Origin of the sequence: Nocardioides plantarum (assembly GCF_006346395.1) — a bacterium.
Classification (GTDB): Bacteria; Actinomycetota; Actinomycetes; order Propionibacteriales; family Nocardioidaceae; genus Nocardioides; species Nocardioides plantarum.
Genome location: NZ_VDMS01000005.1, coordinates 477,790 through 490,021, shown reverse-complemented (window position 1 = coordinate 490,021; position 12,232 = coordinate 477,790). Strand labels below are relative to the sequence as shown.

The following is a 12,232-nucleotide window of genomic DNA, read 5'->3' as shown; positions in this document are numbered from 1 at the left end:
TCAGTCGCCGGACCGGGCCCGGTCGACGACGGCGCCGACGACACTGCCCCCGGCCTCGGCGACCTTCGTGGCCGCCGCGACCTTGAGGGCACGGCGCTTGTCGGCCCGCAGGGCCAGCAGGTTGAGGGTGCCCCAGGTGAGGGTGGCGGCCAGCGCCTTCGTGCGGGTCTGGTCGTCGTCGGCACGCGAGGCGAGCACGATGCCGTCGCCGACATCGCACATGATCCGGATCCACATGGCGGTGGTGACCGTCCGGTCCGAGCGGCCCAGGATGCCGAACGCACTGATCGCGAGGTCGCGGACGCCGAACACCTCGGCCAGCAGGTCATAGCCGTCCTGCTCGTGCTTGTCGGCCCCCATCGCCTGACCGAGGTGCTCGGGGCGCACGAGGCAGAACCCGGCGTACGACGCGGTGGCGGTGCTCATCAGACGACTCAGGGCATAGCTCATGCGCCTCACGCTAGGGCGTGGGCGACGGCGACGGACCCCCGCGAGGGGTGGTCGGTCAGTCCGGTGCGGCGGCGACGACCAGGGCCGGCAGCGACCCGGCCAGCAGGCGCAGCAGCTCGTCGCGGGTGACGCCGTTGGGCTCCTCGACCCACGACAGCACCAGCTCCTCGGCCATCGCGGCCCAGCCGCGCACCAGGAGCCGGGTGGCGGGGGTGTCGGGGATCAGGTCGGCCTGAGCGTCCTCGGTGAAGATCCGGTCGGTCAGCACGCCGCGCGCCTCGTCGTAGATCGCGCGCAGGGTCTCGTTGCCGCCCTGGGCGCCCTTGACCAGCGAGACGTAGCCGGCGTGGTTGGCGACCACGTAGTCGACGTAGGCGGTCATCGAGGCCGCGAGCTGCTCGAGCGCGTCACCGCTGCCCGGGGGCGCGGTCTGCGCGACCAGGTCGTCGACCGCGCGGCGTACGACGGCCTCGTGGAAGGCGTGCTTGTTGCCGAAGTAGTGGTAGAGCAGCCCCCGCGAGATGCCGGCCTCCTCGGCCAGCAGGTCGATCGACAGCTCGTCGAGCGAGCGGTCGGCCAGCAGCCGCACGCCGAGGTCGAGGAGCTGGGCGCGGCGCTCGTCGGGGGTCAGGCGGATCCGTTGTCCGGTGCCTACGGTCACGTCGCCCACTTTATTGACACTTGTTCAATAAGAGCAATACCGTCATGCCACGAGCATCACCCAGGGACCCGGCGCACCCGCTCCGACCCCCCGCACCACCCATCCCCGATCGGAAGGCACGTCCGGCATGAAGTCGCTCCACGACAAGGTCGTCGTCATCACCGGTGCCGGCTCCGGCATCGGCCGCGCCCTGGCCCTCAACCTCGCCGGCAAGGGCTCGCTCCTCGCGCTGTCCGACGTCGACGAGGCCGGGCTCGCCGAGACCGTCTCGCTGGTCGACCGAGCCGGGGTGACCAAGGTCCGCAGCGACCGTCTCGACGTCGCCGACCGCGACGCGTTCAGCCGCTACGCCCTCGACGTCGTCGAGGACTTCGGTCGCGTCAACGTCGTCATCAACAACGCCGGTGTCGCGCTGGCCGGTGACCTCACCGACCTCGAGTACCCCGACATGGACTGGATCATCGGCATCAACTTCTGGGGCGTCGTCCACGGCACCAAGGAGTTCCTCCCCCACGTGATCGCCAGCGGCGACGGGCACATCGTCAACCTGTCCTCGCTGTTCGGCCTGGTCTCGATGCCGGGGCAGTCCATGTACAACGCCTCCAAGTACGCCGTGCGCGGCATGACCGAGGCGCTGCGCGAGGAGATGCTGATCGCCAAGCACCCCGTCGGCGTCACCGCCGTGCACCCCGGTGGCATCAAGACCGCGATCGCGCGCAACTCCCGCGTCTCGGCCAAGGAGAACCAGGCCGCGACGGCCGAGTTCTTCGACAAGAAGCTGGCCAAGATGACCCCCGAGCGGGCGGCCGAGATCATCGTGCGCGGCATCGAGAAGAACAAGGCCCGCGTGCTCGTCGGCCTCGACGCCCACGCCATCCACACCGCCGCCAAGCTCGCCGGCTCGCGCTACCAGGACGTCGTCGCCCTCGGCGCCGGCCGGATCCTGCCCGCCAAGACCAAGGTCGTCTGATCGAGCCCGTGGCTTCGAGGCTCGCTGCGCTCGCACCTCAGCCGACGGCCTCCGTCGGCTGAGGTGCGACGAGCCCCGGCGAGGAGCCTCGAAGCCACCGCAGCCGGCAGGCAGACTGACCCCGTGACCCTCGTCCTCGGCACCCCCGTCCGCCTCGAGATGACCAAGTGGGGCGACCGCCCGCACTGGGAGTTCGCGGCGACGTACCTCGGCGCCGACGAGCACGGCGACTGGATCGGGATCCCGGTCGGCACGCACATGTCGCGACCGGGCGCCGCGTTCGACACCGTGGTCGCCCAGGTCGGGTTGGTGCCCCGCGGGGTCGGCTGGGTCTCGACGTTCCACGCCCCGGGCTGGCGGATCGCGACGTACGTCGACATGACCACGGTGCCGGGGTGGGACGGCACGACCTGCCGCACCGTCGACCTCGACCTCGACGTGGTCCGCACCGCCGACGGCCACGTGTTCGTCGACGACGAGGACGAGTTCGCCGAGCACCAGGTGCGCTACGGCTACCCGCCCGAGGTGATCGCCCTGGCCGAGGAGTCGGCCGCCTGGGTGCACGAGGCGGTCCTCGCCGAGCGGGCGCCGTTCGACGGCGACACCGCCGACCGGTGGCTCAGGCGGCTGGCCGATCTCCTCGGCCCCGACGCCCCCGGCCGCGCGCGGTGAGCCGCTGGGCGGGCCCGACCAGCCGGGGTCCGGCGAGCCGGGTCTCCACGCGTCGCGCCTCGCGCGCGAGCGGCTGGGCGAGGTACTCCCCGAGGATCACCCCGGCCGCGATCGCCAGCGCCACCGAGGCGGCGCCGATCAGGTGGACCAGGCCGTAGGACGTGTTGCGGCTGCTGCCCTCGCTGAGCAGCGACAGCCCGCGGTAGATCGCGATGCCGGGGAGCATCGGCACCACGGCGGAGACGACGACGATGAGCGGCGGCACCTTGAGCCGGCGGGCGACGGCGTACCCGACGAGGCCGACGAAGAACGCGGCCAGGGCCACCGCCCAGGCGCGCGCGATCCCGGGGTCCTGGAGCGACAGCGAGATCGCCATCGCGACCCCGGCGGTGAGGGCGACGGGCACGAGCGCGCGCAGCGGCGAGTACGACGCGAACGCGAACGCTCCCGCCGCCACGGCGGACCCGGCGACCGCGACGGTGACGTCCTGGATGCCGGTCGCGCCGGCCCGGACGGTGGGCAGGTCGACCCCGACGGCCCCGGCCAGGCTGAGGCCGCCGCTGACGCCGGCGATGATGCCGGCGGTCGACAGCAGCGCCTCGGTGATCCGCGCCCCGGCGGTGATGTAGAAGCCGGTCAGCGCGTCCTGCAGCGCCCCCATGAACCCGATGCCGGCCAGCAGCATCACGATGTTGGCGGTGATCACCTGCGAGACGTCGAGGCCCAGGTCGAGCCGCTCGTCGAGCAGCGCGGCGCCGACGGCGACCAGCGTCGCGACGGCCCCGCCGGCCACCTGCTGGTAGAACACCGGCAGGCGGCGCCGGGCGATCCGCAGCTGTGAGCGGTCGATGAGCACCGCGGCGAGGGCGGCCAGGATGGCGACGACCACGTCGCCGCCGAGGGAGACCGCGACGCCGGCGGCCATCGTGGCCCAGCCGGCGGTGACCGCCCAGCGCGGCCGGTCGTGCCCGGTCGACACGATCCGGCGCAGCTCGTCGCGTCCGGCGTGCAGGCCGAGCCGGCCCCCGACGACGTCGCGGACGAGGTGGTCGACGCGGGTCAGGTCCTGGTAGTCGATGGTGCGCTGCACGACGTGGCGGGTGGAGATCAGCGGGGCCTCGTCGACGTGTGCCTGGTGGCTCATGGTCAGCGAGGTGAACGTGATGTCGACCTCGGCGCCGTCGGCGCCCAGGGCGCGGGCGACGGACAGCATGGTGGCGGTGACGTCGGCGGCCCCGGCGCCGGAGGACAGCAGCACCTCGCCGATGCGCAGGCAGAAGTCGAGGGTCAGCGCGAGCCGCCGAGGCACCTGCATCTCCTGGGTGGGCGGCGTGGGGTCGTCCATCCCTCGATGGTCGCGCACCTGCCGTGGGCACCCAACCCGGCGCCGCGGCGACGTCGGTCACCCCTCGGGTCGCGCGTGTGGAACCCTGGGCCCGTGCGGATCGACTTCCACGCCTCGGCCGACTACACGCTCGGCGTCGAGTGGGAGCTGGCCCTGGTCGACCGGCGCACCCGCGACCTGCGCAACGACGCCTCGCACCTCTTCGCCCGCGCCAGACCGCGGCTCCCCCACCCCGACCGGCTGCACCAGGAGCTGCTGCGCAACACCGTCGAGCTCGTCACCGGGGTGTGCGACACCGTCGGCGAGGCGATGGCCGACCTACGGGCCACGCTGCTGCCGGTCCTGGCCGCCGGCGACGACCTCGACCTCGACCTGTTCGGCGCCGGCACCCATCCCTTCGCGTCGTGGACCGGACAGCAGCTGTCGGCCGGCCACCGCTACCAGGAGCTGATGGACCGCACCCAGTGGTGGGGGCGGCAGATGCTGATCTGGGGCGTCCACGTGCACGTCGGGCTGCCCGAGCGCGACCGGGTGATGCCCGTGCTCTCGGCGTTGCTCGACTACTACCCGCACCTGCAGGCCCTCTCGGCGTCCTCGCCGGTCTGGGGCGGCGTCGACACCGGCTACGCCTCCAACCGCGCGTTGATGTTCCAGCAGCTGCCGACGGCCGGGCTGCCGTTCCAGTTCGCCACCTGGGCGGAGTACGAGGCCTTCGCCCGCGACCAGCTGACCACCGGCGTCATCGACGAGCTCAACGAGATCCGCTGGGACCTGCGCCCCGCGGCCCACCTGGGGACCATCGAGAACCGCATCTGCGACGGCGTCTCCTCCCTCGACGACCTCGCCGCGCTCACCGCGCTGATGCACTGCCTCGTCGTCGACCTCGACACCCGGATGGCGGCCGGCGAGGAGCTGCCCACGATGGCCCCGTGGCACGTGCAGGAGAACAAGTGGCGCTCGGCGCGCTACGGCCTCGACGCGATCGTCATCCTCGACTCCGACTGCACCGAGCGACTGGTGACCGACGACCTCGCCGACCTGCTGGTGCGGCTCGAGCCGACCGCCGCGCGCCTGGGGTGCGCCGCCGAGCTCGCGTCGGTCGCCTCCGTGGTGGCCGGCGGGGCGTCGTACCAACGGCAGCGGGCGGTCGCCGCCGCCACCGGCGGCGACCTCGTGGCCGTCGTCGACTCGGTCGTGCGCGAGCTGCGCGAGTCGGTGTGAGGGCCCGGTTCGACGACCTCAGCAGACGTCGGCGAGGACGACCGCGCTCCACTCCGGATCGGCGTCGCCACGGCTCGGCGCCTCGACCTTCAGGCAGTGGGGCGAAGCCCCGTCGTCGTCGCTGAGCTGCCACAGCGTCGCGTCGCCGGAGTAGTCGGAGGCGGCCTTCCGGATCAGCAGCTTGTCGAGGTCGGCGTCGTCGGGAAGGGCGGCCTCGATGTCGGAACGGTCGATCGAGGCGAGCTCAGGATCCCGGTTCTCCAACGCGCGCGCCGTGCGGTCCGCGATCTCCCCGACCCGGTCGTCGGAGTAGTTGAAGACCTTGTCCTGCCAGACGTGGAAGGTCACCCCGATCAGCCCCACCAGACCGACGAGGGCCACAGCGCGCAGCGGGTCCAGGCCGTCGCGCGCGGTCGAGGCCGGAGTCGCATCGACCCCCTGGAACACCGGTTGGCCGCCGAGCGCCTCTCGCCGCCAGAGGTCGACGTTGAGCCACCCCACGGCCAGGGTCAGCGCGGAAAGGAACAAGGCGAAGGCGAGCACGGGCGCTCCCTGCCCACGCCCGGTCCCCCGGAAACTGCCTGGGACGCCTACCGCAGGTAACCGCCCTCGGGCTCCACCATCTCCAGGCGTACGCCGAGCAGCCGCACGGGTCGCTTGCGCTCGACCTTCGTCAGCAGCGCGACGACGGCGTCGGCGAGCTCGTCGGGGTCGGCGGTGGGCGCGGGCAGCTTGCGGCTGCGCTGCACGGTCTGGAACGCGCGGTCGCGCACCTTGAGCCCGACCCGCCAGGCGGGCCGGCCCTCGGCGTCGATGTCGGCCACCACGCGACGAGTGATGCGGCGCACGGCCGCCTCGATCTCGACCTCGTCGTCGAGGTCGGTCTGGAACGTCTCCTCGCGGCCGTGGGCGCGCGGGACCCAGGGGGTGGGGTCGACGACCCGGTTCCCGACGCCGCGGCCCAGCCGGTGGTAGTAGGGACCCATCGTCGGCCCGATCTCGGCGGCGAGCACCCGCTCGTCGGAGGCCGCCAGCTGCGCGACGGTGCGGATGCCGAGGTCGGCCAGGCGCCGCTCGACCTTGGCGCCGACGCCCCACAGCGCCCGGGTCGGACGGTCGCCCATCTCGGCGGACCACGACGCGTCGGAGATGCGGTAGACCCCGCGCGGCTTGCCGAAGTCGGTCGCGATCTTGGCCTGCAGCGTGGTGTCGCCGACGCCGACCGAGCAGTGCAGTCCGGTGGCGGCGAGCACCTCCGCCCGCAGCTGGCCGGCGAACGCCATCGGGTCGTGCTCGTGGGCCGGGTCGGCGCCGGGCCGCAGACCGACGAACGCCTCGTCCCAGCCCAGCACCTCGACATCGACCGGGTCACCGGCCCAAAGCGCCGCCCGCAGCGTGTCCATCACGGTGGCCGACGCGGCCTCGTAGACCGGGAGGTCGACGGCCAGGAACACCGCCTCGGGGCACTTCTTCAGCGCCGTGCGCAGCGGCATGCCCGAGCGCACCCCGAACGCCCGGGCCTCGTAGGACGCCGTCGACACCACACCGCGCTCGGTCGGGTCGCCCCGGCCGCCGACCACGACCGGTAGCCCGGCCAGCTCGGGACGTCGCAGGACCTCGACCGACGCCAGGAACTGGTCGAGGTCGACGTGCAGCACGGGCATGGCCTCGATGCTGCCACCCTGCGCGGACACCCGGTCAGCGCCGCAGCCCGCCCCGGACCGCCCGCAGCGCCGACCTGATCCCCCGACGGCCCCGGCCCGGCGCCGATGTCGCACCCACCGGGGGCCGGGCCGACACGACCTCGGACCGGGTCTGGTCGAAGCGCGCCGCACCCGCGTAGAAGTCGTGGGCCAGCGCGTCGGCGACCGTGGCCAGGTGCCACATCCTCATGGTGTCGGCCCGGGTCCGGTCATCCACGCGGGAGACGAACTCGGTGACCTTGCGCCGGTCGACGAGCTCCCAGAAGACGGCGGGCGCACCCAGGACGATGTCGGCGAGCTCCCGGCGGACCTCGGGCAGGTCGGTGCGCCAGCTGAAGCTGGCCCCGTCACCGTGGGCCCCGCGCACCGGCTCCCGGCGGTGCCACGCGGCCAGCCGCTCGGGGTCGGTCGGTGGCTGCTCGTCGAACGTCCATCGGCGCCCGGCGAACCGCACGTCGGCGAGGCCGGGGGCCAGCTCGTCGAGGACGTCGGCGATCAGCCGCTCACTCGTCCGGTCCTCGACGGAGACGGCACGCACGGCACGCACGACGAGGTGGTCCAGGTAGGGGCGACGCGCCAGGGAGCCGACGCTCGCCGAGCTCCGTGCGGCGCCCGTCCAGCGACCGGTGCGCTGGCGGACGTAGAAGTCCTCGAGCGCGGCGACGCCGTCCCGCTCGGCCGCGGCCACCCAGTCGGCGGTGTCGGTCTCGTACGCCGCCCGGCTCGCCGTCGTCATCCGCTTCGCCCCCTGGTACATCCGGCTGCGCATGAACGTCACGACGGCGTCGCGGTCCTGGGGGTCCTTGACCGAGCCCGCGAAGTAGGCCCGCAGGATCTCCCCGCCGGCGCCCGTGAGCGGCACCGTCGCCGCGTTGTACGCGGCACCGACGCGACCGACGCGGTCGTAGGCCGAGAGCATCGCCTCGCCGAGGACGACGGCCTCGCGGACCCGCGAGCGCACGTCGAAGGTCACCGACCCCTCCTCGACCGCCGCCCCCATCGGGGACCCCACCTTGTGGGGCACGCCGAGCGCGGCGGCAACCTCCCGGGCCACGATCACGTCGGGGTCGGTGGGGAGGCCGGAGGTGTGGGTGACGACCGGCACCCCCGCGCGGGTCAGCAGGGCGACCAGCAGCCGCGAGTCACGGCCCCCGGTGAGCCCCAGCCGCACCGGCTGCTCGAGCGTGACCAGCGGGGAGACGCTGGCGACCAGCGCCTGCGCGACGTCGGCCGCGGTGGCGTCGACGCGCGGGTCGCCGTAGGGGCTGATGTCGACCCGCCCGTCGGCGCCGCAGGTGATCCGCGACGACGGAGCCAGGCAGCGCACCCCGTCGTACGCCGTCCGGTCGGTCACGCAGTAGCCGGAGCCGACCACACCGGCCAGGCCGACCAGGTCGGGGACCGGCCCCCTCGAGCTCGCCACCAGGTGGACCAGCAAGGCCCGGTTGCCGATGACGACGAGGTCGTCGGTCACCGCGTGGAACACGACCTCCGCACCCGACGCGCACGTCGCCCCGGAGATGCCGTCCTCGCCGGCCGCCACGAACGACCACACCCCGCCGACCGCGATGTCCTCGTCGCTCGCCAGCAGTCGCGCCAGGGGCGGGACCTCGCCGTTGACGTAGCCGGAGAACCCGCGGGCGCCCGCGGAGTCGGTCAGCAGCAGGGGGCGGTCGGGCTGCTCGGGCTCGTTGGTCCACGCGGCGACGAGCGTCCGGCCGTCGCCAGCGGTCCACCGCGCCTGCTCGACGGGGTCGAACGGCAGACACCGCGCCGCGGCGGCCTCGACCGCGGGCCACCCGTCCGCAGGGCGGTCGTCGGCGCTACGACGGTCGTGCACGGCAACGTAGACACGCATGCCTTCACCTCTCCTGGCCGTGGGGCGAATACCCCCACGCCTGTCGGCCGGACCTACCTGGCGGAGGAGTCCCGGACGATCCACGGGCTGAGCCTGGGCTTGCGCGCCGTCACCTTGCCGGTGCGCAGAGCGTCGTCCTGAGCGATGCGATCGCGCGGGTCTGCGACGAGCGGGTAGATCACTCGAGCCTGGACCCCGACCCGCAGCCGGTAGGGGATGTCGAGGCACGCGACGGGCACGCGCGCGACGATGCCGGCCGACGTGCGACTGATCCTCAGTCCGTCGCACTGGTAGCGGTAGCCGTTGCGTCGACTCGACGTGGACTTCGTCCCGTCCGAGCTGTACTCGCAGCGTTGGAAGTCGTAGGTGTCGCCGTGCGACGTGACGACGCGTAGGTCCCAGGAGTTGTCCGGGCCGCCGAAGGCGCGCAGGGTCGTCGCGACCTGGAGCACGTCCGCGCCGTGCTGCACGGTCAGCCTCACGACGTCGGCCTGCTTGACGCCCCGCACCACCCGCGGCTCGGCGACGCCGTCGTCCGTCTGGTCCTGAGCCACGACATCACCGGTGGCGTCCGTGTGGCGCCACGTCTGGGCGTGCGCGGCCGGCACCGAGGACACCAGCAACCCGGTCGCGAGAAGGGCGGCGAGGAAGGTGGTCGTCGTCTTCATGCCGTCACCGTGTCACACGGTCGCCAGGCTGGAATGGAGCCGGTCGAGCGAGTCTCGTCGGCCTCGCTCAGCTCAGCCTCCGAGGATCCAGGGGCTGAGCTTGGACTTCTTCACGTCGACCTTGCCGGTGCGGTAGGCGTCGTCGCGGATCTCCCGCTCGTTGACGTCGTCGAAGGGGGTCGTGTAGATCCTGGTCTGGAGACCGACCCGGATCTTGTACGGCGTGTCGAGGCACGAGGTCGGCATCCGGAACAGCAGCCCAGCGCGGGTGCGACTGGCCGCGATGCCGTCGCAGGTGTAGCGGTAGCCGTTGCGCTGGACGAAGATCTTCGACTCGCCGACCGTGTTGTCGTTGTCGAGGTAGCCGAGGGTGTAGCTGTCGCCCCGTGACGTGACGACCTTCAGGGTCGCGGACACGTCGTACTCCTCCAGCGACCGGGCGCCCATCGCCACCTGGACCCGATCGCGGGTGAAGGTCACGGTCTCGGCGGTGATGTCGCCGCGCTTCTCGCTCCTGAGCACCGCGGGCCTCGTGGCGGTGCCGTCGAGCCGGTGGTCGGTCACGACCGCGTCGCCCGCCTTGTCGACGTGCCGCCAGGTCTCGGCGTGCGCCGCGGGCCCGCCGGCGAGGAGCAGCCCGGCGGTGAGGGATACGACCAGGAACGCGGGTCGGAGGTTCATGGCGACACCGTGCCACAGGGGGGGTGACACGGGCCACCTGTCAGGACGTCGGCGCGTCGACGACCCACCACGCGGCGTACGGCGGCAGCCACAGCAGACCGTCGTCCCCGGGCGTCGGCGTCACCCCGCCGAGCGCCTCGTGCGGGTGCTCGACCCCGACCTCGACGAGACGGTGGTGCGGGAGGGCCCGCCACTCCCCCGTGACGTTGTAGAGCCCGACGAACGTGCCGCTGGCGTGACGGCGGACGACGGCGAGCACCCCGTCGTCGCCGTCCGGCAGCACCGAGACCGGCGCCGACGCGTGCAGCTGCGGCAGCGTGGCCCGCACCCGCATCAGGTGGGCGAGCCCGGCGTAGACGCGCGCCGCGTCAGTGCCCGGCTCGTCGCGCCGCGCCAGGTCGGCGTCGGCGACCCGCGGACGGTGGGCCCACCGGTTGTCGCCGGCGTGGCCGGGCTCCTGCGCCCAGGCGGGGTCGTTGGGCAGGGCCAGCTCGTCACCGCTCCAGATCACGGGTACGCCGCCCCAGCCGGCCACCAGCGCGTGCGCGAGGAAGAGCCGCGCGTGCGCCTCGTCGGGATCGGGTCGCCCCGGGCCCAGACCGGCCAGCGACGCGGCCATGCCGCTGATCCGCCGGTCACCGGTCTCGGGGTTGTGCTGGAAGACCAGGCCCTCGGCCCACGACCCGGGGAAGTCCCCGGCGTACCAGTCGGCCAGGAAGCCCCGGTGGCCGGCGCCGGTCACCCCGACCGCCGCGGCGTCGCCGTCGTCGATCGCCCAGCCGATGTCGTCGTGGCAGCGCAGGTAGGTGATCCAGGTGCCGCTCGGCGGGGTCGGGGGCAGCGCGCCGAGCGCCTGCCGGGCCAGGCGCACGTCGCCGGTCGCGAGCATCGACCAGACCTGCACCATCAGGCTGTTGTGGTAGGCCAGGTCACTGACGCGGCCGACGTGCGGGCCCACGCCGAGGTAGGGCACCAGGTCGCGCGGCCCGACGATCGCCTCGGCCTTGAACAGCGTCGCGGGCGCGGCCATCCGCGCCACTGCCCGCAGCGCCTGGGTGATCGCGTGCACCTCGGGCTGGTTCTGGCTGTCGGTCCCCAGCCGCTTCCAGAGGAACGCGATGGCGTCGAGCCGCAGCACCTCGACCCCGAGGTTGGCCAGGTCGACGACGACCTGCGCGAGCTCGGCCAGCACCGCCGGGTTGGACCAGTCGAGGTCCCACTGCCAGGAGTTGAAGGTCGTCCACACCCAGGCGTCGAGCTCGTCGTCGAAGGTGAACGAGCCGGGCGCGAAGTCGGGGAAGACCTCGGGCAGCGTCTCCTCGTAGCGGTCGGGCAGCTCGCGGTCGGGGAAGACGTGGAAGTAGTCGCGGTAGGTCGCGTCGCCGGCCCGGGCGGCCACCGCCCAGGGGTGCTCGCGGGCCACGTGGTTGAGGACGAGGTCGACGACCAGGCTGATGCCGTGCCCGCGCAGCGTCGTCGCCAGCTCCCGCAGGTCGTCCACGGTGCCGAGATCGGGCCGCACGGCGCGGTAGTCGGCGACCGCGTAGCCGCCGTCGTTGTCGCCGTCGCGCGGCAGCAGCAGCGGCATCAGGTGCAGGTAGGTGACCCCCAGACCGCGCAGGTGGTCGATGCGCCCGGCTAGGCCGGACAGGGTGCCGTCGGGGCTGAACCGCTCGGTGTACGCCGCGTAGCCGACCTGGTCGGGGCCCTGGACCCGGTCGGGGCGCAGCAGCCGCTCCTCGTCGAGACGGTGCAGGTCGCGGGGCCGGTCGGCGTAGGCACGGGCGGCCACCTCGACCAGCCGCACCGCGACGCGCTCGGGGTCGTCGTACGCCGCCGCGACCCCCGCCAGCAGGTCGGGCCACCAGCGCTCGAGCCGCAGCAGGAACGTCTCACGCCGCCGGCGCTTGAGGCCCGACAGGGCGGCGTCCGCTGCGGACCTGGCTTGCTCGGGGACGCTCACGCGCCCATGTCTATCCCACGCTGGTCGACCGACCGTCCCG

General features: G+C 73.3%; 12 protein-coding genes. 3 read left to right on the top strand and 9 right to left on the bottom strand.

All coding sequences use genetic code 11. The features are described 5' to 3' along the window. Together FJQ56_RS21000 and FJQ56_RS20995 are read right to left on the bottom strand one after the other, a co-directional pair. Positions 1 to 450 carry a hypothetical protein gene (locus tag FJQ56_RS21000; RefSeq protein ID WP_140011575.1) on the bottom strand — a complete coding sequence of 150 codons (450 nt, stop codon included), beginning with the start codon at positions 448 to 450 and terminating at the stop codon, positions 1 to 3. A 55-nt stretch (positions 451 to 505) separates the two neighbouring features. Beyond that, positions 506 to 1,111, bottom strand: coding sequence for a TetR/AcrR family transcriptional regulator (locus tag FJQ56_RS20995; protein WP_246084288.1), 606 nt, complete (start codon positions 1,109 to 1,111; stop codon positions 506 to 508). A gap of 127 nt (positions 1,112 to 1,238) precedes the next feature. Here FJQ56_RS20995 and FJQ56_RS20990 point away from each other — a divergent pair, with 127 nt between their 5' ends. After that, positions 1,239 to 2,081, top strand: coding sequence for an SDR family NAD(P)-dependent oxidoreductase (locus tag FJQ56_RS20990; protein ID WP_140011573.1), 843 nt, complete (start codon positions 1,239 to 1,241; stop codon positions 2,079 to 2,081). 123 nt (positions 2,082 to 2,204) lie between these two features. Further along, positions 2,205 to 2,753: a DUF402 domain-containing protein gene (locus FJQ56_RS20985; protein ID WP_140011572.1), complete on the top strand. Its 549-nt coding sequence runs from the start codon at positions 2,205 to 2,207 to the stop codon at positions 2,751 to 2,753. On the opposite strand, the gene FJQ56_RS20980 is transcribed toward FJQ56_RS20985, so the two are convergent. After that, on the bottom strand, positions 2,701 to 4,098 hold the full coding sequence (locus FJQ56_RS20980) for a threonine/serine exporter family protein (RefSeq protein ID WP_140011571.1): 1,398 nt from the start codon (positions 4,096 to 4,098) through the stop codon (positions 2,701 to 2,703). The two genes, FJQ56_RS20985 and FJQ56_RS20980, sit on opposite strands and share 53 nt — an antisense overlap. Positions 4,099 to 4,191: 93 nt before the next feature. Between FJQ56_RS20980 and FJQ56_RS20975 the strand changes: the two genes are divergently transcribed. Next, a complete protein-coding gene (locus FJQ56_RS20975; RefSeq protein WP_211351288.1) occupies positions 4,192 to 5,319 on the top strand; it encodes a glutamate--cysteine ligase in 1,128 nt (375 codons plus the stop codon). Between the two features lie 18 nt (positions 5,320 to 5,337). Here the strand turns inward: FJQ56_RS20975 and FJQ56_RS20970 are convergent, their stop codons facing one another. The 6 genes from FJQ56_RS20970 to FJQ56_RS20945 all read right to left on the bottom strand — a co-directional run bounded on the left by FJQ56_RS20970 (position 5,338) and on the right by FJQ56_RS20945 (position 12,150). Then, positions 5,338 to 5,862, bottom strand: a complete 525-nt coding sequence (locus tag FJQ56_RS20970; RefSeq protein WP_140011569.1) for a hypothetical protein — start codon at positions 5,860 to 5,862, stop codon at positions 5,338 to 5,340. 47 nt (positions 5,863 to 5,909) lie between these two features. Next, complete coding sequence (locus FJQ56_RS20965; RefSeq protein WP_140011568.1) at positions 5,910 to 6,983, bottom strand: DNA polymerase IV; 1,074 nt, start codon at positions 6,981 to 6,983, stop codon at positions 5,910 to 5,912. A 34-nt stretch (positions 6,984 to 7,017) separates the two neighbouring features. Then, entirely contained in the window at positions 7,018 to 8,880 is a 1,863-nt protein-coding gene (locus FJQ56_RS20960) for an asparagine synthase-related protein (protein ID WP_140011567.1), read from the bottom strand. Positions 8,881 to 8,933: 53 nt separating this feature from the next. Beyond that, on the bottom strand, positions 8,934 to 9,548 hold the full coding sequence (locus tag FJQ56_RS20955; RefSeq protein WP_140011566.1) for a DUF4124 domain-containing protein: 615 nt from the start codon (positions 9,546 to 9,548) through the stop codon (positions 8,934 to 8,936). Positions 9,549 to 9,620: 72 nt separating this feature from the next. Further along, a complete protein-coding gene (locus tag FJQ56_RS20950; RefSeq protein ID WP_140011565.1) occupies positions 9,621 to 10,229 on the bottom strand; it encodes a hypothetical protein in 609 nt (202 codons plus the stop codon). Positions 10,230 to 10,269: 40 nt separating this feature from the next. Further along, positions 10,270 to 12,150 carry an alpha-amylase family protein gene (locus tag FJQ56_RS20945; protein ID WP_140011662.1) on the bottom strand — a complete coding sequence of 627 codons (1,881 nt, stop codon included), beginning with the start codon at positions 12,148 to 12,150 and terminating at the stop codon, positions 10,270 to 10,272. Positions 12,151 to 12,232 lie beyond the last annotated feature (82 nt).